Annotated in this window: 25 protein-coding genes, 1 pseudogene and 2 other annotated features (1 of these 28 only partly in view); of the genes and pseudogenes, 20 read left to right on the top strand and 6 right to left on the bottom strand. The window is 37.3% G+C overall.

Going from position 1 to position 22,694, the window contains the following annotated elements:
* Positions 1-152, top strand: a binding site (T-box leader) (it extends 53 nt beyond the left edge of the window).
* A gap of 94 nt (positions 153-246) precedes the next feature.
* The 5 genes from EPL02_RS12745 (at position 247) to EPL02_RS12725 (ending at position 5,299) form a co-directional block, all read left to right on the top strand.
* Positions 247-1,320, top strand: coding sequence for a bifunctional 3-deoxy-7-phosphoheptulonate synthase/chorismate mutase (locus EPL02_RS12745; protein WP_094910452.1), 1,074 nt, complete (start codon positions 247-249; stop codon positions 1,318-1,320).
* A gap of 6 nt (positions 1,321-1,326) precedes the next feature.
* Positions 1,327-1,531, top strand: a binding site (T-box leader).
* A gap of 68 nt (positions 1,532-1,599) precedes the next feature.
* Positions 1,600-2,766 carry a chorismate synthase gene (gene aroC / locus EPL02_RS12740; RefSeq protein ID WP_094910451.1) on the top strand — a complete coding sequence of 389 codons (1,167 nt, stop codon included), beginning with the start codon at positions 1,600-1,602 and terminating at the stop codon, positions 2,764-2,766.
* Positions 2,767-2,786: 20 nt separating this feature from the next.
* Positions 2,787-3,644 carry a prephenate dehydrogenase gene (locus EPL02_RS12735; RefSeq protein WP_131887914.1) on the top strand — a complete coding sequence of 286 codons (858 nt, stop codon included), beginning with the start codon at positions 2,787-2,789 and terminating at the stop codon, positions 3,642-3,644.
* A 16-nt stretch (positions 3,645-3,660) separates the two neighbouring features.
* Positions 3,661-4,944: a 3-phosphoshikimate 1-carboxyvinyltransferase gene (gene aroA, locus EPL02_RS12730; RefSeq protein ID WP_434223145.1), complete on the top strand. Its 1,284-nt coding sequence runs from the start codon at positions 3,661-3,663 to the stop codon at positions 4,942-4,944.
* A gap of 118 nt (positions 4,945-5,062) precedes the next feature.
* The gene (locus EPL02_RS12725; protein ID WP_094910448.1) at positions 5,063-5,299 is read left to right on the top strand and encodes a hypothetical protein; all 237 of its coding nucleotides are present in this window, start codon (positions 5,063-5,065) and stop codon (positions 5,297-5,299) included.
* A gap of 12 nt (positions 5,300-5,311) precedes the next feature.
* Here the strand turns inward: EPL02_RS12725 and EPL02_RS12720 are convergent, their stop codons facing one another.
* On the bottom strand, positions 5,312-6,823 hold the full coding sequence (locus tag EPL02_RS12720) for an FAD-dependent oxidoreductase (RefSeq protein WP_205687729.1): 1,512 nt from the start codon (positions 6,821-6,823) through the stop codon (positions 5,312-5,314).
* Positions 6,824-6,954: 131 nt separating this feature from the next.
* Entirely contained in the window at positions 6,955-8,031 is a 1,077-nt protein-coding gene (locus EPL02_RS12715; protein WP_094910446.1) for a glycosyltransferase family 2 protein, read from the bottom strand.
* A gap of 704 nt (positions 8,032-8,735) precedes the next feature.
* Here EPL02_RS12715 and EPL02_RS21380 point away from each other — a divergent pair.
* Together EPL02_RS21380 and EPL02_RS12705 are read left to right on the top strand one after the other, a co-directional pair.
* Positions 8,736-9,446 (top strand): annotated as a pseudogene (locus tag EPL02_RS21380) (BclA C-terminal domain-containing protein); the annotation flags it as partial.
* 227 nt (positions 9,447-9,673) lie between these two features.
* Positions 9,674-10,666 carry an extracellular catalytic domain type 1 short-chain-length polyhydroxyalkanoate depolymerase gene (locus EPL02_RS12705; RefSeq protein WP_094910444.1) on the top strand — a complete coding sequence of 331 codons (993 nt, stop codon included), beginning with the start codon at positions 9,674-9,676 and terminating at the stop codon, positions 10,664-10,666.
* Between the two features lie 158 nt (positions 10,667-10,824).
* On the opposite strand, the gene EPL02_RS12700 is transcribed toward EPL02_RS12705, so the two are convergent.
* Positions 10,825-10,929, bottom strand: a complete 105-nt coding sequence (locus EPL02_RS12700; RefSeq protein WP_076512409.1) for a YjcZ family sporulation protein — start codon at positions 10,927-10,929, stop codon at positions 10,825-10,827.
* Between the two features lie 281 nt (positions 10,930-11,210).
* On the opposite strand from EPL02_RS12700, the gene EPL02_RS12695 reads away from it, so the two are divergent.
* The 6 genes from EPL02_RS12695 (at position 11,211) to EPL02_RS12675 (ending at position 15,064) form a co-directional block, all read left to right on the top strand.
* Positions 11,211-11,627 (top strand): CBS domain-containing protein, encoded by a 417-nt coding sequence (locus EPL02_RS12695; RefSeq protein WP_094910443.1) that lies wholly within the window; start codon positions 11,211-11,213, stop codon positions 11,625-11,627.
* 164 nt (positions 11,628-11,791) lie between these two features.
* Positions 11,792-12,133 (top strand): hypothetical protein, encoded by a 342-nt coding sequence (locus tag EPL02_RS12690; RefSeq protein WP_131887910.1) that lies wholly within the window; start codon positions 11,792-11,794, stop codon positions 12,131-12,133.
* A gap of 150 nt (positions 12,134-12,283) precedes the next feature.
* Positions 12,284-12,598 carry a PadR family transcriptional regulator gene (locus tag EPL02_RS12685; protein ID WP_131887909.1) on the top strand — a complete coding sequence of 105 codons (315 nt, stop codon included), beginning with the start codon at positions 12,284-12,286 and terminating at the stop codon, positions 12,596-12,598.
* A complete protein-coding gene (gene chrA / locus EPL02_RS12680; protein ID WP_131887908.1) occupies positions 12,595-13,779 on the top strand; it encodes a chromate efflux transporter in 1,185 nt (394 codons plus the stop codon). The genes EPL02_RS12685 and chrA overlap by 4 nt, the downstream gene beginning before the upstream one ends.
* Before the next feature lie 78 nt (positions 13,780-13,857).
* On the top strand, positions 13,858-14,016 hold the full coding sequence (locus EPL02_RS20915) for a hypothetical protein (protein WP_165932569.1): 159 nt from the start codon (positions 13,858-13,860) through the stop codon (positions 14,014-14,016).
* 97 nt (positions 14,017-14,113) lie between these two features.
* A complete protein-coding gene (locus EPL02_RS12675) occupies positions 14,114-15,064 on the top strand; it encodes a sporulation protein (protein ID WP_131887907.1) in 951 nt (316 codons plus the stop codon).
* 31 nt (positions 15,065-15,095) lie between these two features.
* Here EPL02_RS12675 and EPL02_RS12670 read toward each other — a convergent pair whose 3' ends face one another.
* Positions 15,096-16,436, bottom strand: a complete 1,341-nt coding sequence (locus EPL02_RS12670; protein ID WP_131887906.1) for a hemolysin family protein — start codon at positions 16,434-16,436, stop codon at positions 15,096-15,098.
* A 151-nt stretch (positions 16,437-16,587) separates the two neighbouring features.
* Here EPL02_RS12670 and EPL02_RS12665 point away from each other — a divergent pair, with 151 nt between their 5' ends.
* The gene (locus EPL02_RS12665; RefSeq protein WP_165932568.1) at positions 16,588-17,331 is read left to right on the top strand and encodes a YwqG family protein; all 744 of its coding nucleotides are present in this window, start codon (positions 16,588-16,590) and stop codon (positions 17,329-17,331) included.
* Between the two features lie 105 nt (positions 17,332-17,436).
* Here the strand turns inward: EPL02_RS12665 and EPL02_RS12660 are convergent, their stop codons facing one another.
* The gene (locus EPL02_RS12660) at positions 17,437-18,069 is read right to left on the bottom strand and encodes a spore coat protein (RefSeq protein ID WP_094910437.1); all 633 of its coding nucleotides are present in this window, start codon (positions 18,067-18,069) and stop codon (positions 17,437-17,439) included.
* Between the two features lie 176 nt (positions 18,070-18,245).
* On the opposite strand from EPL02_RS12660, the gene EPL02_RS12655 reads away from it, so the two are divergent.
* Positions 18,246-18,797, top strand: coding sequence for a hypothetical protein (locus EPL02_RS12655; protein WP_094910436.1), 552 nt, complete (start codon positions 18,246-18,248; stop codon positions 18,795-18,797).
* 18 nt (positions 18,798-18,815) lie between these two features.
* On the opposite strand, the gene EPL02_RS12650 is transcribed toward EPL02_RS12655, so the two are convergent.
* Positions 18,816-19,262, bottom strand: coding sequence for a Dps family protein (locus EPL02_RS12650; protein ID WP_094910435.1), 447 nt, complete (start codon positions 19,260-19,262; stop codon positions 18,816-18,818).
* 169 nt (positions 19,263-19,431) lie between these two features.
* Between EPL02_RS12650 and EPL02_RS12645 the strand changes: the two genes are divergently transcribed.
* The 5 genes from EPL02_RS12645 (at position 19,432) to EPL02_RS12630 (ending at position 22,690) form a co-directional block, all read left to right on the top strand.
* Positions 19,432-19,707 carry a Fe-S cluster assembly protein HesB gene (locus EPL02_RS12645; RefSeq protein ID WP_094910434.1) on the top strand — a complete coding sequence of 92 codons (276 nt, stop codon included), beginning with the start codon at positions 19,432-19,434 and terminating at the stop codon, positions 19,705-19,707.
* Positions 19,708-19,831: 124 nt separating this feature from the next.
* Positions 19,832-20,008, top strand: a complete 177-nt coding sequence (locus EPL02_RS20910) for a hypothetical protein (RefSeq protein ID WP_165932567.1) — start codon at positions 19,832-19,834, stop codon at positions 20,006-20,008.
* Between the two features lie 654 nt (positions 20,009-20,662).
* A complete protein-coding gene (locus EPL02_RS12640; RefSeq protein WP_094910433.1) occupies positions 20,663-20,893 on the top strand; it encodes a hypothetical protein in 231 nt (76 codons plus the stop codon).
* A gap of 26 nt (positions 20,894-20,919) precedes the next feature.
* Positions 20,920-22,017, top strand: a complete 1,098-nt coding sequence (locus EPL02_RS12635; protein WP_131887904.1) for a GerAB/ArcD/ProY family transporter — start codon at positions 20,920-20,922, stop codon at positions 22,015-22,017.
* Positions 22,018-22,144: 127 nt separating this feature from the next.
* Entirely contained in the window at positions 22,145-22,690 is a 546-nt protein-coding gene (locus EPL02_RS12630; protein WP_131887903.1) for a copper resistance CopC family protein, read from the top strand.
* Positions 22,691-22,694 lie beyond the last annotated feature (4 nt).

Genomic DNA, 22,694 nt, shown 5'->3' with positions numbered 1-22,694 from the left:
TGACGGTCGGTGCGAGTCAGAACAAAAACTAGTTGTGAATTACATTCTTGGAGCTTACTTTTGCATAGCAAAAGCGGCATAGCCGTTATCATAATGAAGAGGCAAGCATCTGCTTGCAATTAGGGTGGTACCGCGATCAATTCGTCCCTACTGACACAATCAGTAGGGACTTTTTGTATATTCCGCACTCAGCGGACCTGTAGTAAGTTACTAAAAAAACATACAAAATCTAGGAGGATTTTAACAATGACAAAAACTTTAGAGCAATTACGTGGACAAATCGATCAATTAAATTTAGAAATTTTAGAATTATTAAATAAACGTGGTGAGATTGCAAAAGAAATTGGAGAATTAAAAGGTACACAAGGTGTGAAACGTTTTGATCCAGTTCGTGAGCGTGAATCGTTAAATCACATTTTAGCAAATCATAACGGACCATTTGAAGCATCAACAATTCAACATATTTTCAAAGAAATTTTCAAGGCAAGCTTAGAGCTTCAAGAAGATGACCATAGAAAAGCACTTCTTGTATCTCGTAAAAAGAAATCTGAGGATACAGTAGTCGATGTGAACGGAACGAAAGTTGGAGATGGAAACTTACAGTTCGTTATGGGACCATGCGCAGTAGAAAGCTACGAGCAGGTAAAGCAAGTTGGTTTAGCTCTAAAAGAACAAGGCATTACGCTAATGCGTGGAGGTGCATTTAAGCCTCGTACATCACCATACGATTTCCAAGGTTTAGGTGTAGAAGGTTTACAAATCTTACGTAAAGTTGGAGATGAGTTAGGTCTTCAAATTATTAGTGAAATTGTTTCACCACAAGATATTGAAACAGCATTAGAGTACGTAGACGTAATTCAAATTGGTGCACGTAACATGCAAAACTTTGAATTATTAAAAGCAGCAGGTTCAGTTGACAAGCCAATCTTACTAAAACGTGGCTTAGCGGCAACAATTGAAGAATTCATTAACGCAGCTGAATACATCATGTCTCGTGGAAATGGAAACATCATCCTTTGTGAGCGCGGAATCCGCACATACGAGCGTGCTACTCGTAACACATTAGATATCTCAGCAGTACCAATCTTAAAGCAAGAAACGCACTTACCAGTTGTTGTAGATGTAACACATTCAACAGGACGTAAAGACTTATTGTTACCTTGTGCAAAAGCTGCAATTGCAATTGGTGCAGATGCGGTTATGGCTGAAGTTCATCCAGATCCAGCTGTAGCGTTATCAGATTCAGCACAACAAATGAACATTCCTGAATTCCACGACTTCATGGAAGAATTAAAGGGTGCAGCAGTTAAGTTATCATAATTATATAGCGATGCAATGAAAGGACTCTAGTAGCGAGCATCTTCCTGTTATAGAGAGCTGATGGTTGGTGTAAATCAGTACAAAGGTGCGAGTGAAGTACACTCCTTGAGCACTCTGTAAAGAGCGGTCGACTGATCGTTAAACAATGAAGGTGGTAAGTGCAAATAGCTTGCAACTAGGGTGGTATCGCGAGAATAAGCTCGTCCCTATCTTAAAAGAGGGGCGAGCTTATTTTATTAGGTGAAAAGATTGAATTTTACAAATTGGAGGATGGAAACGATGAGATACTTAACAGCAGGAGAGTCACATGGTCCACAATTAACAGCAATTGTTGAAGGGGTACCAGCGGGGCTTGAATTAACGGCAGAACATATTAATGAAGATTTGGCTAGAAGACAAAAAGGTCATGGACGTGGTCGTCGCATGCAAATCGAAACAGACCGCGTTCAAATTGTAGGTGGAGTTAGGCACGGTGCTACTTTAGGTTCACCGATTGCGCTTGTAGTAGAAAATAAGGATTTTACGCACTGGAGAAATATTATGGGAGCGGACCCTGTGGATGAAGATGCGGAAGTGAAGCGTCAAATTACAAAACCAAGACCAGGACATGCAGATTTAAACGGTGCAATTAAATACGGACACCGTGACATGAGAAACGTTTTAGAACGTTCATCTGCTCGTGAAACAACAGTTCGCGTTGCAACAGGAGCAGTGGCAAAGCAGATTTTAAAAGCTGTTGGGGTTAATATCGCATGTCATGTTTTAGAAATTGGCGGTGTCAAAGCGGAGCAAACATCATACCAATCTTTAAGAGATCTACAAGAAAAAACAGAAGCATCGCCCGTGCGTTGTTTGGATGAAGAAGCTGGACAAAAGATGATGAAAGCAATTGATGAAGCAAAAGAAAACGGTGATAGCATTGGCGGTGTAGTAGAAGTAGTGGTAGAAGGGATGCCAACAGCGGTTGGAAGCTATGTGCACTATGACCGCAAGCTAGATTCAAAACTTGCAGCAGCCATTATGAGCATAAATGCTTTTAAGGGTGTAGAAATTGGTGTTGGGTTTGAAGCAGCACGCAAGCCAGGAAGTGAAGTACATGATGAAATTTTATGGAGTGAAGAACAAGGTTACACGCGTAAAACAAACAATGCAGGCGGATTAGAAGGTGGTATGACTACTGGAATGCCAATCGTTGTGCGAGGCGTAATGAAGCCAATCCCAACGTTATATAAACCGCTTCAAAGCGTAGATATTGATACGAAAGAACCGTTTGCAGCCAGCATTGAACGCTCTGATAGTTGTGCAGTTCCAGCAGCCGCTGTTGTAGCTGAATCAGTTATTGCATGGGAATTAGCTTCGGCTATTGTGGAACAGTTTGGTTCAGATCGTATTAATTTGTTGCAACAAAATATTAATGAGCATCGAAAGCATGCAGCGCAATTTTAACATATGAAGGAGAATGAAAGGTGAAAAAACGTGTATTACTAATTGGTGTTGGTCTTATCGGAGGTTCACTGGCACTTTCTATTAAAAAGAATGAAAATGTGCATATTGTGGGAGCAGATATTAATATAGAAGAAATGCGAGTAGCAATGATGCATTCAGTCATTGATGAACAAGCAGATGATGTAAAAAAAGCAGCTGAAATGGCAGATTATATTATTTTAGCAACGCCGGTAGAAGAGACAGCTAATTGGATACACGTTCTTTCAAAGTGGACATTGAAACAAAATGTTGTTATAACAGATGTTGGAAGCACTAAAGCAGCAGTAATGGAAGCAGCATTTTTGTTAAAAGAAAAAGGAGTAACGTTCATTGGTGGACATCCAATGGCTGGGTCTCATCAAAGTGGTGCAAGTAATGCACGAGCAGATCTATTTTATGAAGCTCGCTATATGTTAACCCCTTTTGAAGACGAAAATCCACAAAAGATAGATGCGCTTATGCAGTTACTTGCGCCAACGCAAGCTCACTTTGTTTTTATAGATGCGATTACACATGACCAGGTAACAGGAGTTATCAGTCATTTACCTCATTTAATTGCAACGAGCCTTGTTCGTCAAGTGAAAGGGTACTCAGCAAAGAATACCCTTATCACTGAGATGGCAGCAGGTGGATTTCGAGATCTTACGCGGATTGCGTCAAGTAGCCCACACATGTGGAGAGATATCTTAAAACAAAATCGCTACACGCTGTTAGCGCTTTTGGATGATTGGATGAAAGAAATGGAGCAAGTGAAGAGCTTGCTTGAAAAGGGAGATAGTCATGAATTATTTCATTACTTTTCAGATGCTAAACAATTCAGAGATTCCCTACACGTATAAACTATTATAAAGGAGAATGAACATGAAACTTCAAGGATTAAACGGGACAATTCAAGTTCCAGGTGATAAATCAATTTCACATCGATCTGTAATGTTTGGATCAATTGCAGAAGGAACAACAACCATCTCTGGGTTCCTTCCGGGTGATGATTGCCTTAGTACCATCTCTTGCTTCCGTAAATTAGGCGTAGAAATTGAAGTTGTAAATGAAGAAACAGTTATTGTAAAAGGTCGTGGCATTAAAGGATTACAAGAGCCCACTGAAGTATTAGACGTTGGAAATTCAGGAACAACGATTCGTTTAATAATGGGGATTTTATCAAATACAGCACACCATCATACGCTGATAGGAGATGAGTCTATCGCAAAGCGCCCAATGAAGCGAGTGACAGATCCTTTACGTAGCATGGGAATTCAATTGGATGGACGTGAAGAAGGCAATTTTACTCCTCTTGCTTTAAGAGGGGGAAATTTAAAAGGAATTACATATAAATCTCCAGTAGCTAGTGCACAGGTAAAATCAGCAATTTTATTAGCTGGCCTGCAAGCGGAAGGTGTTACAACTGTTATTGAGCCAGAGAAGTCGAGAGACCATACGGAGCGTATGCTAGAAGCTTTTGGTGTTCAAGTGAAAGAAGAAGGCTTATCTGTTTCAATTGAAGGCGGTCAAACGTTAACAGGTACGCATATTGAAGTACCTGGCGACATCTCCTCAGCTGCGTTCTTCTTAGTGGCAGGGTCCATTATTTCAAACAGTCAAATTGAATTAAAAAAGGTTGGTATGAATCCAACTCGAACAGGAATTTTAGATGTATTACTTAATATGGGTGCGTCTATTGAAGAAAAGGATCTAAATACAGATGTAGCAGAACCTTTTGCGAATTTAGTTGTAAAGTCAGCACCTTTAAAAGGCACTGAAGTAGGAGGGGACCTTATTCCTCGTTTAATTGATGAAATTCCAATTATCGCACTAGCTGCAACTCAGGCTCAAGGAACAACAGTTATTAAAGATGCAGCTGAATTAAAAGTGAAAGAAACAAATCGAATTGACACAGTCGTTAATGAGCTAAATAAAATGGGTGCTAATATTGAGGCAACGGAAGATGGAATGATTATTCATGGAGGAACGCCATTGCATGGTGCAAGCGTAGATAGTCATGGAGATCACCGTATTGGCATGATGCTAGCAGTTGCTTCTTGTATCGCAGAAGGTGAAACAATCATTAAAAACCGCGAAGCAGTATCGGTATCATACCCATCATTCTTTGCTCATCTAGATAAGCTTAAAGGAAGTAAATAAACGGATAAAAACTAGGCGGAAAGATTGGTATTTCATATTTAAATTGAATATACCTAGGCTTTCTTTTAACTATCTTATATAATGGAAGAAAGTACGAAAGAGAATTTGGTGAATTACAATGTTTTTAACGTTTGTCTATATTGGAGGAATTTTATTCTTTCTAAAGGTCTTGAAAGATAGAGATTTTATTTGGCTATTATTTTTATTGCCGTTTAGCTTTTTTGTTTTATTTTACGAAACAAGCTATTTTAACCATATTCCAGTTTGGGGCAAGCTTGTCTTTTTTACCTCTTCCTTTTTAATGATGTATGCAATGATTTTAGTCTATAATCGATTCTTTCGGAAAGAAGCATAAAGAAAGCACACGTTACTGTGTGCTTTCTTCTTCGTCATTTAGATTAATGGCTTTTAGGGGCGTTTTAGCTGGACCCTCTACGACTGTACCATCATAAGAAAAGCGAGATCCATGACATGGACAATCCCATGTGCTATCTCCAGCATTCCAGTTTACTTCGCAACCTAAATGTGTACAAGTAGTATCAACACAATGAATTTTTCCACTTTCATCTTTGTAGGCACCTGCTCGTTTACTGTTTACATAAATGATATTTCCTTCTCCTTTTTCTAGCTGTTCGACTGATTTTTTTGGTAAATCAAGCTTTCCACGAATAAAGTGATCAGCAACATCTAAATTTTGACGTAAGAAGTAGCGGATACTTGGGTCAGCATGAAAACGAGAAGGTTTATATACTTCTTCATACGGATTTTTTCGTTGCATAATAAGGTCTGTAATAAGTTGCGCTGCTACTGTTCCGTGTGTCATTCCCCATTTTTTAAACCCTGTTGCAATAAAGATGTTTTCTTTCTTTTCTTTTAATTTACCAATATAAGGGATTTTATCAATTGTAATTAAATCTTGAGCTGACCATCGATATGGATAAGAAAGAACGTTAAAGTTTTCTTCTGCAAATCGCTGTAACGATTGATAGTGATATTCTGTATTTATTCCCTGTCCGGTTTTATGACCTTCGCCACCAATTAAAACAACTTCTTCGCCATTTAAAGTAGCTGAACGCAATGAGTGTGTTGGCTGATCTGCTCCTAAATACATGCCACCAGGAAATTTCTGCTCAGTTTTTGCTGCTAATACATATGACCGCTTGGCATACATACGAGTGAAGAACAAGCCTGCTCCATCATAAAAAGGAAAATGTGTACAAATTGCTACGTGCTTACATGAAATTCGATGACCATCCCTTGTAACGACAGTAGGCGACGTACCTTCTTCAATATCATTTGCCACTGTGTTTTCAAAAATCACTCCGCCCTTTTCTACAAACTGTTTAGCAAGGTAAACTAAATATTGAAGCGGGTGAAACTGAGCTTGATTTTTCATAATCGTTGCGGCGCGAATATCAAACTGAAACGGAAGTGATGTTTTAAAGTCACACGGAATATTAAGCTTTTCATACGCACGAAATTCTTTATGTATTCGATGGTCAAATTCTAATGTAGCACCGTATAAGTACGCGTCTTGAGTTGAAAACTGACAATCAATGTTTTCTTTTTCAATTAAATCTTTCATAAAGTGTAGAGCACTATTATTTGCTTCATAATAAAGCTTTGTTTGCTCAACACCAATATGTCCAATCAGTTCATCGTAAATGACGTCATGTTGAGCAGTGATTTTTGCTGTTGTATGACCAGTTGTTCCGTTTAAAATTTCGTTAGCTTCTAGAAGCGCCACTTTTAACCCTTCGTTTTGCAACAAATAGGCCGTCGTGATTCCCGTAATCCCACCACCAACTACTACCACATCTACCCTGCGATTTTCTTGTAATGTGTTGCCTTTTGGGAGGTTAACTTCCTCTCTCCACATTGGCTTTGCTTTTTTTGGAATATCCAACACTATCGCCACCTTTTCTTTTTATATGCATAATGTTTCCAAAAATGGCCGCAAATATATCTATAAATTTATTAAAACGCTTAGCTTTCTATTCTAAACTCAAGCTAAACCAAAGGTTTTCGTTGTTGAAAATAAGATTCATTGTGTAAAGTACTAGCGTGCTGTGGGATTAACTCCATACATTTCAAGTGATGAGCGTAAGCTTTTTCCATGGTGTTTATCTTTTCATAACAAACTGTCAACTGCAGGTGGGGAATCCACGTCCACGATGGTTCATGAAGAATTGCCATAGAGCTCGGTTTAGGTTGTTGCAATGCCACTTCAAACCAGAAAATAGCATTTTCCCAATTATGTTTTTCCATGAATAGCCTTCCAATGGCACAGCAAGCCTCAGCCCTGGGGGTGTTGTAAGTAAAAGTCTCAAGACAAGAACGTATTGCTTCTTCTTTTTCTCCCATTTTCTCAAAACAAAAGCTTTTATTTAAGCATGCTTGGATTTTATCTTCAATCCAACCATCTTGTTTATTTAAAAATTCTTCATAATAAGTTAGTGCTTCACTATATCGATGATGATCCTTTAGTTCGTTAGCAAAATAAAAAAGATCTCGTGTAGAAAATACCTCTTCGTTTTTTCGTTTGTTTAAATAGATTAGAAGATTTCGATTGGATGTATTCTTTTCTTTTCCGTGTGTAATTGCTACATTACTATCAATTATCTTTCCGTATACTTCTAAGTACTCGTGAACGGCACCAATCCATTTAAATTGGCGAGTACGTTTAACTAACCTGTTACGTTTTAAGCTATATGTTGGCTGATTGTTTTCATCAAATGCTAGGTGATAATTCATCGTAACACTATCTATAGAATCATCGAGCTGGTCTTTTAATTGTTTAAGTTCAGTTTGATCCCTTTTTGTTAGGTAATCATCCGCGTCCAGCCATAAGATATAGTTTTTTGTTGCATTTGAAAACGAAAAATTGCGAGCGAATGAAAAGTTATCTTTCCATTCTAGGAAAAAAATATTAGATGTGTACTTTTCAGCAATTTTGACAGTATTATCAACAGAACCGGTATCAACAATAATAATTTCATCAACTAAATGATGGACACTTAACAAACAGCGTTCTAACGTTTCCTCTTCGTCTCTTACAATCATACATAAACTTATAGAAGCACTCATTGTTTCTCCCTCACTTTCTAAGTTTAGTTTATGTAGCCGTATTATTTTGGTTATTGTTAAAAAGTAGATTGATAACGATAAATGCAAATTAGTGTCAGTGTTTAAGTGTTTACATATAATGTAACGAAGCTGGAAATGTAATGGAACATATCTATTATAAGCTGTTCCATAGAAGTAGTAAGTATCTGGACAAGCAACTTATTATTCAGTTTAGAACAAAAAAATAAAGCAGAAGGAGTCTACGAATGAACGAGAATAATTCTACAAATCCAGAAAGTGTTAATATTTCAAATATTGTTGGTCCTCCAGGCCCGCAAGGACCTCCAGGGCCACCAGGACCCACTGGACCAATAGGTGCTACTGGTCCACAAGGCCCGCAAGGATTTCAAGGTATTCAAGGGATTCCAGGCCCACAAGGTTTTCAAGGAGTTCCAGGACCAGCGGGGTTATCAGGTCCACAAGGTGCGCAGGGGCCATTAGGTCCTCAGGGATTAAGAGGTCCACAAGGTGCACAAGGCCCTCAAGGTTTAAGAGGCATAACAGGAATTGGATTACAAGGCAGTGTACCTTATAACGCAGGGCAAGCAAGTCAGTATCCTGCGGGACAAATTATTACGTTTAATGGAAGTACGTACATTACAAATAACCCAAGTCCACAAGGTCTTCCTGGAAGCTCAGCTGATTATTCTTTAATTGCATCAGTGGGGGCACAAGGTCCGACGGGAGCAACAGGAGCCCAAGGCTTACAGGGAGTTCAAGGTCCAACAGGAGAGCAAGGTCTGCAAGGAACCCAAGGTCCAATAGGTCCAACAGGAGAGCAAGGTTTGCAAGGAATTCAAGGCCCGGTAGGTCCAACAGGAGAGCAAGGTTTGCAAGGGATCCAAGGCCCGGTAGGTCCAACGGGAGAGCAAGGTTTGCAAGGGATCCAAGGTCCAGTAGGTCCAACGGGAGAGCAAGGTTTGCAAGGGATCCAAGGTCCAGTAGGTCCAACTGGTGAAGCTGGTACAAACACAACAGCAACTTCAGCTTTTGCAGCTAATACTGGAGGAGCGACAATTGCAGTTGTATTAGGAGGAACAAATATTCCACTTCCAGATACTCAAAATATTTCAGCTGATATTATTCCAAGTGGCGGAAATACAGTCTTCACCGTACAAACTGCAGGAAGATACTATTTGTCTTATCAAATTAATACAACAGCAGGCTTATTAGCGACAGCACGAATTGTGACCAATGGTGCAGCAGTGCCATCTACAGTTGTAGGCGGCTTGGTGAATTTATCAAACTATAAGGGAGAGAGTATAGTCACTTTAGCAGCAGGCTCAACAATTTCACTCCAGTTGTTTGGTTTACTGGGTGCAGCCGTATTGACTACCGGAGCTGGAGCCACGTTAACCATCATTCGATTATCGTAATAAAAATGATATTTGTCAAAAAACGTTCATAGAATAGAAGTATATGAACATCAATGTGTTCAAGACTAGCTAACGGGGTATAGAATAAGTACAATAACGATTTTCTTATTCGTTTAATTATAATTGGGCAAACGATTTGTTTGTCCTTTTATCATCTGCTAGTGACAATTTTCACATATAGATGTAAACGAAGAAATGAAAACGTTGACAAAAAGAGGTGGAATGTTATGACAGGCTCACTACCTTTTGTTATTATGGCTTTGTTACTTCTCTCTTTAGATCAAGATCAGGAATTTTCAACACAATCTGGTGGTACGTTTAAAACATATACTTATCAAGGAAAGAAATTTAAAGTTTATCTCCCTAAAAATTATTATTTTTTGAAAACGTATCCGCTTATGGTTATGTTGCACGGCTGTACACAGAGCGCAGACGATTTCGCAAAAGGAACAAATATGAACACACTTGCAGATGAAAAAGGATTTATTGTTATCTACCCTCAGCAATCAAGCAATGCAAATTTAAAGAAGTGCTGGAACTGGTTTGAGCCTCTTCATCAGCTACGAGGTTTGGGGGAGCCTGCTATTATTGCTGGGATGGTTAAAAAAGTAAAGCGCATGCACTTTATTCAGCATGATAAAGTGTTTATTGCAGGACTGTCTGCTGGCGGAGCAATGAGCATCGTTATGGGCGTTACGTATCCTGAACTATTTTCTGGAATCGGCGTGGCGGCTGGACTTGAGTATCAGGCAGCACTAAACGTATTTAATGCATACGCAGTCATGGCACATCAAGGTCCGCCACCTGTTAGACAAGGTAGAGTTGCACATCAAGTAATGGGTAAGCGTGCTAAACCGATGCCGGTGATTGTATTTCATGGAAACGCTGACTCTACGGTAAATGTTTTAAATGCAGATCAAGTTGTAGAACAGTGGATTACTACAAATAATTTAGCGTTTAATGGAAAGGTTGACGGATGGATTGACAATAAGCCTAAAACGGTTAGAGAAGAAAAAAGGCACTTTGGAAGAGATTTTACTTATGCTCAATACGCAAGTTCCAAAGGAGAAATTTTAATTGATCAATACATTATAAATGGTATGGGACACGCATGGTCTGGCGGAAGCACAGAAGGAAGCTATACAGATGAAAAGGGCCCTGATTCAAGTAGAATTATGTGGGAGTTTTTTATGGAAAATGGAAATTTCTCGCGTGTATAAGAAAAAAAATAAAAAGCTCAGTCCCGTTTATATACTGAGCTTTTTGCTATGCTATCTAATTCTGATAAATAGCATTAGATAGCAGGAATATTGAGGTGTGTAAAGAATATGTAATATAAAGGAAAGAAGAGCTGACGAGTCAGCTCTTCACTTATTGATTAGTATCCCCAGCCACCATAGCAACTGCAACCTACGATAACTAAAAGAATGAATAGTACGACTAAAAATGCAAAACCACCATTGTAACCGCCATAAGAACCCATTCGTAACGCCTCCTTCCTTATATTACACTTTTATTGTACGCAAAACGTTTAAAAAGGTGACGATAATGGGCGGGAATACTAAATGCGCGAACTTATGTAATTTCTCGATTAGAGTGAATAAAATGTGTAAAATAGGATTGATGATTTACTTGTTAGGGAATAGTAACGAAGAAAACGTGTAATTATGTATAATTAACTGTAATTTGTTGCTGTTCGAAATAAATAACAAGAAAAGTAAACAGATAAGAAGGACGTTTAGTGGGAAAAAAGGAGAGTAAAAAATGAATTTGGCATTTTTTTTAATTCCAAAACAAGAAGTAGTAACCCTTAACATTCAATCAACCTTAAGGCAGGCGCTTGAGAAGATGGAACATCATCGTTATTCTACTGTACCTTTAGTAGATGATGAAGGTAAATATGTTGGTGTTTTAACAGAAGGGGACTTGCTTTGGAAGTTAAAAAGTCTAGGCGATTATCGCTTTCAAGATACGGAAAATATTAAGTTAACAGAAGTTGATCGTTATCAAGATTATCAACCAATTCCAATTTACGGAGAAATTGAAGGGATTATTACGAAGGCAATTGAACAAAACTTCGTACCTGTTGTCGATGACCAAGGAGTCTTTATCGGTATTATTCGTAGAAGAGAAATATTAGAGTTTTATTCAGATAATATAATTAAACGTATGATTCAGTGAAAAAAGCCTTTACATCCAAAAGATGTAAAGGCTTTTTTTGAGAAGAAATATAAAGTTAACTAAAAAAAGGCGCAGTTACTTAAATACAACAATGCACGTACGTATAGGATTGTACATAGTTTATTACTATAAATAAAATATTCTATGTTGAAAGGTGAATTTATATGACAGAAAAACATCGTAAAGAAGCAGAAAAAAAGTTTCATCAATCAAATCAATACTACTTTAAAGCAGAAGCTAAATGTAAGAAGAGAAGATGCAAGCGCAAAGAAGAAGGTTATGTCAAAGCAGAATGTCGTGTAGAAAAAAGGCACTGCAAAAAGAAGGAAGATCGAGTAGAAAGAGAAAAAGGGTACTGCAAGAAGAAGGAAGATCGTGCAGAAAGACACCGCATTCGTGATGAGCGTAGAGCGGAAAGACAGGATCGAAAAGAAAAAAACCATCATGATAAAAAAAGTACGCACCATAAGAAAAAAGGAGATCATTGGAATCGCCTACTATATTAACAGTTTAAAAACCTTACCTCCATTGGGTAAGGTTTTTTTATTTTAATAAAAAAAATAATGTTTACAAACACTTAACATTATGACTAACTTTATCATGATATGATATCAATGTCCGATATCAAAATATGATATTGGATAAGGGGGATCCTTATGTTACGCGAATTCTTTTTGGGAAGTATTAAAATCCATATTTTGTACCATGCCAGCATCGAGCCAATTTACGGGTCATATATGATTGAAGAGCTGCACTCCCACGGTTACGATATTAGTCCTGGAACCATTTATCCTACGCTTCATCATTTGGAGAAAGATGGGCTTTTAATAAAAGAAGAACGAACTGTAAAAGGGAAAATTCGTAAATATTATACGATTACCGAAAAAGGTCAAGAGGTGCTTGAAGGTGCAAAAGAGCAAATTCGTGAATTAGCAAGAGAAGTATTAAAAGAAGGAGAGGATACATCATGAATCAATCAGTGTTTCGAAGGTGGATTGAAATCTTACTTATTTCGACTAAGCTTGGCTTAACCTCCTTTGGTGGGCCCATTGCGCATCTAGGATACTTCAGAGAAGAGTACGTAAAAAAGAGAAAGTGGCTTGACGAAAAAAGTTATGCTGATTTAATTGCTTTATGTCAATTTTTACCTGGTCCAGCAAGCAGCCAAGTAGGCATTTCGATTGGAATGCTGCGCGGTGGTATTTTTGGAGGCGTGCTGTCATGGATAGGTTTTACGATGCCTTCAGTTATTGTACTTATTTTGTTTGCATATTTAGTACAAGGATTCGACGCTTCAAGTGCAGGCTGGATTAATGGCCTAAAGATTGTTGCTGTTGCGGTAGTGGCCCAAGCGGTTCTTGGCATGGGGAAAAACTTAGCCCCAGACAGACCACGTATTACAATGGCTATACTCGCAGCGCTAATTACTTTATTTTTTCCAAGTGCAATTGGACAAATTGGAACCATCATCGCTGCGGGGATAGTAGGGTATGTTCTATATAAAGAAATAAAAATGGATGATGTGCAAGACATGCCTATTACAATCAGCCGAAAAGTTGGCGCATTGGCATGGATTGTATTTATAGCGTTATTAGTAGGATTACCACTTTTGCGTACTGCATTTCCTACTGTTTGGATGGGCATAATTGATATTTACTATCGAGTTGGTTCGATTGTTTTTGGAGGCGGCCATGTTGTTCTCCCGATGCTAGAACGTGAAGTTGTACCAATTGGCATGGTAACAGAATCTGAATTTTTAGCTGGATACGGTGCAACGCAAGCAGTCCCAGGTCCTTTATTTACGTTTGCCAGTTATCTTGGAACGGTAACGGCTGGTTGGTCTGGTGCTTTAGTTGCAACTGCGGCAATGTTTCTACCGTCATTCTTGCTTGTTCTCGGCACCTTACCATTTTGGAACGTTCTTCGCAAAAAGCCAAGCGTACGAGCAGCTTTAATGGGCGTAAATGCAGCTGTTGTAGGAATCTTACTTGCAGCGTTATATGATCCAGTTTTTACTAGTGCAATCAAAACAACGCCAGACTTTGCATTAGCGCTTGTCGCTTTTGGTTTATTAATGTACTGGAAAGTAGCTCCCTGGATTGTTGTACTTGCAACTGCACTGGGTGGGTATCTACTATCAATTTTTTTCTAGTACCAATGAATATTCACTTCTAACTGGGCGGATGCATAGAATAGAGAACTATAAGCTATATCTGAGGGGGAAATGCCCATGAAGTGGCTTGAGGAATTACTACTTGATGAGGAAATCATGGCTCAATTAATTAGAACGATTGGTGTTAGCATTATTGTCATTGGCTACATTGTTTTGTTTATTGGTGAAGTAAGTGACCTTAACGTTTTACAAAAAATGAGAGAGATAGCAGTGTGAAAAAGTTCTCAGAGTGAGAACTTTTTTTGTTGAAACTTATATAAAAAGTGTTCGTATATAGTAAAGTAAGTGTAAGGAATTCAAAAGGGGGATTATCATGTTAAAGAAAATATTTGCAAAGATGGGTGTCGGCGCTGCAAAAGTCGACCTCATTTTGAACGAAAGTACATATACATTAGGTGAGCACGTAGAAGGAAAAATCAAAGTCCAAGGTGGTAAAGTTGAGCAGCACATTAATCTTATAAATGTAGAACTATGGCTGGAAATGCGCGGCCGTAACGGGGAGTTTCATACTCATAAAGTGACCAGTATCCCAACCGTTTCTTCTTTTCTAATTAGAGAAGGAGAAGAGCAGGAATGGGGATTTAAATATGAGTTACCAATGAATATTCCCATTTCAGCAAGCAATTGCAGCTACTTCTTTCAAACGCATTTAGATATTGAAGGTGGAGCAGATGCAAAAGATCGAGATGCTATTCGTATTAAAGCGCCTGAGACACTGTATCAGTTTGTCGAGGCGCTTGAAAGCTTAGGATTTAGAGAAAAGCATCAATCTGGCCAGTTTAACGGTTATAAACAAGAGTTTGAGTTTTTTCCAACATCTCAATTTCAAAGCCGTATTCGTGAATTAGAGTTTGAGGTGGCCATAGAAGATAAAGGCCTTCGTATTTTGCTTGAACTTGATTTACCAGGCTTTGGTCGAGAACGTGAAATAAAGCAAGAGATTTATTTGTCGAAGGAAGAATTAGGGAACGGTACGAAGCTTCATCAATCATTACACCAAATTATTGAAGAGATGATTAACAATCCAACTAACTATGAATACTTTCAGCCTTCTCATTATCAAAAGGGCCAGTATAAAAGAGGCATGAGTGGTCTTGGAGGTGCTATGGGAGGGTTTGCAGCTGGTATGCTAGGTGGTATGCTTTTAGGAGAATTGATGGATGATATGTTTGAAGACGTGGCATTTGATGACATACAAGAAGACATAGAAGACAGTGAGGATCTCTTTGATAGTGATTTATTTGGCGGAGAAGACGAGTGGTAATAAAAAAGTAAAGGATGAAACCTCAAATGGTTCATCCTTCTTTTTGTTTACCGTTACCACTACTTGAAGAAGGTGTTTTTCGTTTCTTCACTTCTACGTATTTGATATGGAAATCTTCTATGACTAACACTTTGAAATAAAAATCATCATGTTGTACAATATCGTTTTTCCCAACATCGAATCGTTCAGTTAGCACCCAACCAGCAATTGTATCTACTTCCTTATCGCTAATATCTGTGCCAAGTAAATCATTTACTTCACTAATCAACATTTTACCATCTAAAATATAATGATTTTCTTTAATTTTCTGGACGTATGGAATTTCGTCAGCATCAAACTCATCACGAATTTCACCTACAATCTCTTCAACAATGTCCTCAATTGTAACGAGGCCGGCTGTACCACCATATTCATCAAATAAAATAGCCATCTGTACCCGATCTTTTTGCATTTTCACTAATAAATCATGAATTGGAACGGTTTCAATTACTTTTAAAATCGGCTTTACATAAGATTCTAAAGTGTTTGTGCCATCTTTTTGGTTAAATACAATATCATTGTAAATTTCTTTAATATTTACAAGTCCAACCACTTTATCTTTGTCACCATCTTCAATAATTGGATACCGAGTATATTTTTCCACATTTGCAACTTGAAGAAAAACTTCTACAATATCATCTTTTGATGCAGTTACAATCTCAGTACGAGGGACCATTACTTCTTTCGCCAAGCGATCATCAAAATCAAAGATTTTATTCATATACTTATACTCAGACTGGTTAATCTCTCCGCCTTTTAAGCTTTCAGAAAGTAAAATCCGAATTTCTTCTTCACTATGAGCTACCTCATGCTCAGAAGCAGGCTGTAATCCAAACATACGAGTAAGAAGCTGTGCTGACCCATTTAGGGCTTTAATAAATGGATACATAATTTTATAAAACCAAATAATTGGTTTAGAAAATAATAAAGTAATTCGTTCCGACATTTGAATAGCGAATGTTTTGGGTGCTAGTTCACCTACCACTACATGTAAAAATGTAATAATAACAAATGCGATAACAAATGACAAAATGCCTGCTAAGCGTTCATTAATATTGAAATCGTTAAAAAGGGGATGGAGGATTCGTTCAAGCGTTGGTTCGCCAAGCCAGCCAAGGCCGAGAGCTGTAATGGTAATTCCAAGCTGGCAAGCAGATAGATATTCGTCAAGATGCGTGATAACATGCTTAGCTGCTATTGCCTTTTTATTTCCTTCATCAACAAGCTGATTAATACGAGAGCTTCTCACCTTTACAATTGCGAACTCAGTTGCTACAAAAAAGGCGGTTAAGCCAATTAAGAGAGCAACGAGAAAAAGATTTAAAATCGTCAAAGTTTCACCACCTATTCAGTACGTGTATATAGTAAGTGTTATCTAAACGATTAAAGAACATGTATTGAAACAATGCCCAGCACGGTTTGAAAAAGAGAAAGTAGCGTTTTCATTTATGGGTTTGTGCTATACTAGCCTAGAGGTGAAAGAAATGAATATATTGGATAATTTAATCTTAAAACATGGACTTCAAACACTAAAGGAAGAGATATATAGCTCTTTGTATACATGCATTATGGTACATCCCACTCGTGCTGAAGAACTTAACATTGGTACATCAAAATTAGGAGGATATCCAGACTTACCGCCAGAGTTTTGCTGGCCTGAAAAGGATGGGGAATACCTACAGTTTATTGGTCAAATTAATTTATCTCAGCTAGAAGGTACGTGGAAGAAAGACTTTCTTCTTCCTGAAACTGGCTATTTGTACTTCTTTTACGACGGTGAAGCATATGGCGAAGAAGATCAACAAAATGGTTGGCGCGTACTTTTTTATGAAGGCTCAGCAAAGAATTTAAGTACAATAAAAGTAGACGTTTCAAATGTATACTCACAGTGTGAGGTACAGTTTAGTTATGATATTCGTCTTGGAGATACATATATAGAAGACGATCAGTTGTATGGTCAATTCGATGCTCTTATGTTAGAAATTAATGGTAATATTCCATTTCATCAAATTGGAGGAACGACGTGGAACATTCAAGGGGATGTCTTGGAAGAATGTGAAGATTTTTCTGGTAGAAAAGGCGATTGGCAGTTATTGTTTCAAATTGATTCTGACGACCAACTTAATATGATGTGGGGGGACGTTGGAATTTTATACTATTGTATTGAGAGGCAAGCTCTTGCAAAAAAGCAGTTTGAAAACACATGGCTAATCATGCAATGTTCATAAGACAAGCACCTCCTGGGTTATGCATTATTTAGACACAATTCAGGGGGTGCTTTTTCCTTTGTCTTATTTAATTAGGGCTTTCCAGTACTAAAAAGAAGGCGGTTTTTAATGTAACGTTTTATTGTTTGGAAGCTCTGGGGATTGTGTAGCTTTTGCAAACCCTTGCGTCATTTGCTGCATATCTTGAGCAGCTAGCTGCGGTACTTGATAGTTATGACGCTTGTTTTGATAGTGAGCTACTTCATATGCCATCTCAATCCAATTAGGAACGCTATCAGCGAATAAACGACGCACAATAGGGTTTGTGATTTCAAGCGCGGTCATGGTAACGAGTGAAGCATGACCTTTTAATAATCCTAGCATATGTCCTGAAATTCCCTTGTCGCTAATGTCGTTAATCGATTGATTTGGCTTTTTAGGTTGGCTAGCTTTCAAACCATATACAAAATCGTTTGTTTCTGCCATATTGTAGGTTTGCGTTGGGCTAGAAGGGTCTTGCCCAGTTGAAAAAGATTCTACAATGCGGTTGTAGTCTTCTAAAATAAAGCCATATTGACGGTCTAACATTTGTTTTAACTCTTCATCTTGAATGTATTGTCGAAACATCATAAATTGATCTAAAACATTGATCATACCAGCTAGCGTTTCGTGAACATCAAAGAGTTCGTGTCCTCCGTGATTCATCGCTTGTGGCACCTTACCAGTATGCATATTTATATGTGTTTGTTCGTGGTTCATATTCATCCTCCTACTAAATAAATAAATACGTTGTTTAGTGTAAAGAATCGAGGCATCTTTATACGTATAAAAAGAAAAATTATTGAAACGTTTTAGATTTTATTGATGATATCAAAGGAATTTTACAACACATATCGAATATGAACTTTAACTTTAAGGATTGGAGATATAGCTTAATGAATGAGTTAATGGCATGGTCGGAGCAACTACAAGCAGAAGCAACAAGTTTATTGGAAGAATATCAGCTTTTACACTTATGCAAACAATATGGTAATCCTCTCATTGCAGGTAGCTTTGATTTAAATGTTATGGTGTTTCGTCAGCTTGATGTTTACATTGGAAGCGATAAGGTTATTGAAGACTTATTCTTCGCTCTTGGTAAAGACCTAGCAATAAGAATGAAGCCTGTTAAAATGGTGTTTGTTGGTAATAAGGACGAAGAAGAAGGGATGACATGGTCTATATACGCAAATGTTGAAGGGCATGAATGGAAAATTAATATTAATGTTGTTGCTGAAGCAGTCATACAGCAAATGCTTCAAAAACAGCAAAAGCTAAAAGCGAAAATGACAGAGAAGAAAAGAGAGCATATTTTATTTTTTAAACAGCAGAGTGGTTATAATCGCTATTACAAAAGTGCGCATGTCTATGAAGCAGTCTTGGTAGAAGATGTTCAAGATGATATGACATTTTTTAAATGGCTACAACATAAAAAACGAGCCCAGTGAAGTAGGCTCGTCTTTTATTTATACTAATTCTTTTGCGGGCAAAGAAGCGTTAAGCATCCAAATATGCTTTTCAAGGCGACCAACTGTTCCGATGAATAAATCAGCAGTAACATGATCATGTGCTTCTTCAGCAATTTTAATTCCCATTTTAAGCTGTTGAACAAGAAGTTGATAATCCTTACTAACAGCTTCAACCATTTCACGAGCAGTTTGCTCGTTTCCTTCTTCACTTAGAGTAGCCATGCTTAAAAATTCTTTTAGCGTAGCTACAGGCTGTCCACCAATTGCTAGCAATCGCTCTGCATATTCATCTATATCCGCAGCAGTTTCTGTATATAGTTCCTCAAATTTCTCATGAAGAGTAAAGAACTGAGGTCCTTTTACATACCAATGAAAGCGATGAAGTTTCGTGTAAAGTACGTTTAAATTAGCGATCTGTTGATTTACTAGTTGTTCTAAATTCATTTGTTTAGCCTCCTATAATGTAGCTTATATATAAATTATATCATTTATTATATTATAATCAATACTTATTTATAATTATTATAATTTAGAAATAAACCTTTTTTAAAAGAGAAGTCTTGAAGGGTTATGTTAAGATATCTAAGAGAATATAGTAAAAGGAAGAGATTAAATGATTATTACAAATGAAGCAAAAGCGTTAATTGAGGAAATTTTATCTGAACAAGAAATCGAAGGTATTCGTCTTTACTTTAAAGGAATCAGCTGTGATATCCCCAATATTGGATTGTCTTTTGAAGAAGCTCAACAAAACGATGAGCTGCAAGTTATTAACGGTATACTAGTAGCAATTGAAGAAGCAATCTTACCCTATACAAAAGAACTTTTACTAGACGTTCATACAACACCATACGGACCTGGTTTAGCTTTAGTAGGTGCCAAAGATTAATAAGTAAAGGTTTTGAAAAAATGCTGATAAATAATTTGTTAGAATATCTGACAAATATGTTGGAATAATGGAAAAATATTGTTTTACTTAATTTAAGCGTTAATGAAAACGAGGGGGGGATTACATGCTTCTTTCTCATCATGTAACGGTTGAACAACGTAAAAAAATTAAACATTTTAAACAGCTAATTCGAGACTCGCGTTCAGCAAATGAACGTGTGATGTATCAGCAGCAGTTAAATCAATTTGTTGAGCGACTGTTTATTGAGAATCGTCTTCAGCGTCATGGAGAACACAAGTGAATAAAGAGGTTGGGACATAAGTACTTCAGTCAATGATCTATCCGCACTATCACGAGTTATATACTTTTTGATAGTTCGGATATTTTTTTATTGCTTTAGAAAATAATAAAAATAGTGGAATGTAGTGTAAGGAACTTGATTCCTTCAGGACTTAGAAGGACAGTCGGAGACCCCGTAGCGCATTGGAACAAGCTTATTTTAAATCCTTACGATGATAGAAATGTAGTGATTCGTCTTTTGGGAAAAACATTTTAGTATGTTCTACATTTTTTTAGGTATTATTTCACTATCTTTTGAAAGCGTTTTCTATTATCGTTATAGTATGATCTGTTTCAATATAACATGTATATAATGCGTTCTAAAAAGCAAGAAGGAGTTGGCTTGCATGAATAAAAATGGAAACTTCTTACTGGGCTTACTATGGGGAACGTCTTTGAGTATTCCGCTTTGGCTTTCTTTCTTTGGGTGGTTAAAACTATTATTAAAGATCAGCTTATGAAATCAAAATCTAATGGACACGTTAATAAGTTGCTAGATTATCGACTAGATACAAATCAGTATCTAGTCTTTTTACTTTAATAAATATTTTTTTGTGTATTTTTTTGTGTTAGAGAAATGCTATTAATAACTAGGATGAAGAAGGAGAGAAGGAAGATGAAGTTACTGATTGGCATTTTATTTTTAAGCGGTATTATTGTGGCGATTGAGCTTCCTTCTTTGTTAAAAAAAGGGCAGAAAAAAGAACTTTATTTATTTTCTTTCTTTTTACTTTTTAGCATGACTCTAAACATTTTACATAGCATGCACTTTCCGCTCCCTAATCCGTTAGATTGGCTGAGTGCAATCTTCAAGCCTTTTAACCACCTAATTGTAAATGAGAGATGAGGTGACGTGCTATTACAAAAGTAGACATGCAGAAAGAGTCAGTGATTATTAGCTCCAAGCAGTTTTTTATTATTTCAATTATGTTTCTTGTAGGAGATGGGATTTTATATGTTCCTACTATTGTTGCTACATCAGCGAAAGAAGACAGTTGGATAGTTGGTATCATTAGTATTATAGAAACACTCTTAATCGTATGGGGCTATGCCCGGCTAGCTAATGGCATGAAAAATCAGTCCCTACCAGACTATTTGGAAAAAGAGGTTGGGAAATGGAGCGCAAAATTACTTCTATTGTTTTTTATCGCGTACATACTGGTTGACATTGGGTTAATGGTATATGAAATTGGCTCATTCCTCATTACAATTATTTTGCCGGAAACACCTATTGAAAGTATCGCTTTGGCTCTTCTCGTTGTTATTTCCTTTGGTGTCAAGCTTGGGATAGAAACGATGTCTAGAGCATCGGAAATTTTATTTCCATGGTTTTTTGGTTTATTTATTTTGCTAATAGCATTCAATATCCCTAATGTTCACTTAGAAAACTTTCAGCCGTTTTTACAGAAAGGTTCCGCTCCAATTTTCGAAGCAAATATGCAGCTTCTTCCTTATGTATTTGAAATGAGTATCTTAATTGCGATTTTTCCATTTGTAAGAAATTCAAAAGCAGCTACAAAAGCATATGTGCTAGGTAGTACAGGTGGAGTGTTAATGCTATCGATTGTGATTGTGATTGCTCTTTTAGTATTTGGTGTTCAAACAATGACGTCTGAAGTATTCCCAAGCTATTTACTGGGGCAGGAAATCAGTATCGGAGGTTTTTTTCAGCGTATTGAAGTTATTATGGCAATTATCTGGTTTATTAGCGTGTTTTTTAAGGTGGCTTTTTGTTTTCTTATCTTTAACTTTTTGCTAACGTCAGTAGTAGGAATAGAAGATCACCGTTTGCTGACACTACCGCTTGCTTTCTCTTTTATACCACTTTGCCTAGCGTTTGTTCCCAATACTGTCTACCTTGTTGATTTTATAGTAACAACATGGCTGTCATATTCAGTTATGTTTGGTGTGTTGCTGCCGTTTTTAATTGGAGGATTTATCATGTTGAAAAAACAGCTACACAAACAATGACGGAAATATAGTTGTGAATTTTTTGTAGCAAAATTGTGTTGTTTATTGAGAATAGGATAAGAAAAACGTAAACTTGGTAATGGATAATAAGAAATACATAAGAAAACGCAAATGAAGGTGAAAATTAATGAAAAAATTAATAATGTGTTTATTGGTAATGTTATTTACTCTTCCAACGGTGAGCTTCGCACATACGCATGTTCAAACAACCGTACCTGAGAATGGAGCAACGGTTACGTCTCCGCTAACTGAAATTAAACTTAGTTTTGAGACGCATATTGAAAAAGTAAGTACAATGACTGTGAAAAAAGATGGACAAGAACTTACTATTGATGCACAGGAAGTATCAGGTCATGATTTAACAGGTACATTTCAAGAGCCCCTTCCAAATGGAGAGTATGAAGTGAAATGGAACATTGTAGGAGAAGATGGACATGTCATGGAAGATGCAATTTCATTTACTGTGAATGTGGCTGAAGACGAAGCAGTACCTGAGAATAAAGAAACACAAAAAGAGCCTGCTACAGAAGAAGCTGAAAAAAGCAGCTCTTCGGATGAGCAAACAAAAGCTGAATCAACAAACGAAAATTCATCTTTCTTCGTTATCATGATTGTAGCAGTACTTATCGTCGCAGTAGCACTTATCTTTGTGTTTAGAAAAAAGAAAGGCTGATTTA

This window comes from Bacillus sp. CBEL-1 (assembly GCF_004348885.1).
In the GTDB taxonomy this organism is placed as follows: Bacteria; Bacillota; Bacilli; order Bacillales; family Bacillaceae_H; genus Priestia; species Priestia aryabhattai_A.
Note: the sequence above shows the minus strand (reverse complement) of the source record. Positions and strands in the feature narration are given on the sequence as shown.

Excerpts from the sequence above, each read along its gene's own strand:
- EPL02_RS12745 (WP_094910452.1), top strand. The coding sequence starts at position 247 with ATGACAAAAACTTTAGAGCAATTACGTGGACAAATCGATCAATTAAAT.
- aroC (WP_094910451.1), top strand. The coding sequence starts at position 1,600 with ATGAGATACTTAACAGCAGGAGAGTCACATGGTCCACAATTAACAGCA.
- aroA (WP_434223145.1), top strand. The coding sequence starts at position 3,661 with ATGAACATGAAACTTCAAGGATTAAACGGGACAATTCAAGTTCCAGGT.
- EPL02_RS12725 (WP_094910448.1), top strand. The coding sequence starts at position 5,063 with ATGTTTTTAACGTTTGTCTATATTGGAGGAATTTTATTCTTTCTAAAG.
- EPL02_RS12720 (WP_205687729.1), bottom strand. The coding sequence starts at position 6,823 with ATGTGGAGAGAGGAAGTTAACCTCCCAAAAGGCAACACATTACAAGAA.
- EPL02_RS12715 (WP_094910446.1), bottom strand. The coding sequence starts at position 8,031 with ATGAGTGCTTCTATAAGTTTATGTATGATTGTAAGAGACGAAGAGGAA.
- EPL02_RS12705 (WP_094910444.1), top strand. The coding sequence starts at position 9,674 with ATGACAGGCTCACTACCTTTTGTTATTATGGCTTTGTTACTTCTCTCT.
- EPL02_RS12700 (WP_076512409.1), bottom strand. The coding sequence starts at position 10,929 with ATGGGTTCTTATGGCGGTTACAATGGTGGTTTTGCATTTTTAGTCGTA.
- EPL02_RS12695 (WP_094910443.1), top strand. The coding sequence starts at position 11,211 with ATGAATTTGGCATTTTTTTTAATTCCAAAACAAGAAGTAGTAACCCTT.
- EPL02_RS12690 (WP_131887910.1), top strand. The coding sequence starts at position 11,792 with ATGACAGAAAAACATCGTAAAGAAGCAGAAAAAAAGTTTCATCAATCA.
- EPL02_RS12685 (WP_131887909.1), top strand. The coding sequence starts at position 12,284 with ATGTTACGCGAATTCTTTTTGGGAAGTATTAAAATCCATATTTTGTAC.
- chrA (WP_131887908.1), top strand. The coding sequence starts at position 12,595 with ATGAATCAATCAGTGTTTCGAAGGTGGATTGAAATCTTACTTATTTCG.
- EPL02_RS20915 (WP_165932569.1), top strand. The coding sequence starts at position 13,858 with ATGAAGTGGCTTGAGGAATTACTACTTGATGAGGAAATCATGGCTCAA.
- EPL02_RS12675 (WP_131887907.1), top strand. The coding sequence starts at position 14,114 with ATGTTAAAGAAAATATTTGCAAAGATGGGTGTCGGCGCTGCAAAAGTC.
- EPL02_RS12665 (WP_165932568.1), top strand. The coding sequence starts at position 16,588 with ATGAATATATTGGATAATTTAATCTTAAAACATGGACTTCAAACACTA.
- EPL02_RS12660 (WP_094910437.1), bottom strand. The coding sequence starts at position 18,069 with ATGAACCACGAACAAACACATATAAATATGCATACTGGTAAGGTGCCA.
- EPL02_RS12655 (WP_094910436.1), top strand. The coding sequence starts at position 18,246 with ATGAATGAGTTAATGGCATGGTCGGAGCAACTACAAGCAGAAGCAACA.
- EPL02_RS12650 (WP_094910435.1), bottom strand. The coding sequence starts at position 19,262 with ATGAATTTAGAACAACTAGTAAATCAACAGATCGCTAATTTAAACGTA.
- EPL02_RS12645 (WP_094910434.1), top strand. The coding sequence starts at position 19,432 with ATGATTATTACAAATGAAGCAAAAGCGTTAATTGAGGAAATTTTATCT.
- EPL02_RS20910 (WP_165932567.1), top strand. The coding sequence starts at position 19,832 with ATGCTTCTTTCTCATCATGTAACGGTTGAACAACGTAAAAAAATTAAA.
- EPL02_RS12640 (WP_094910433.1), top strand. The coding sequence starts at position 20,663 with ATGAAGTTACTGATTGGCATTTTATTTTTAAGCGGTATTATTGTGGCG.
- EPL02_RS12635 (WP_131887904.1), top strand. The coding sequence starts at position 20,920 with ATGCAGAAAGAGTCAGTGATTATTAGCTCCAAGCAGTTTTTTATTATT.
- EPL02_RS12630 (WP_131887903.1), top strand. The coding sequence starts at position 22,145 with ATGAAAAAATTAATAATGTGTTTATTGGTAATGTTATTTACTCTTCCA.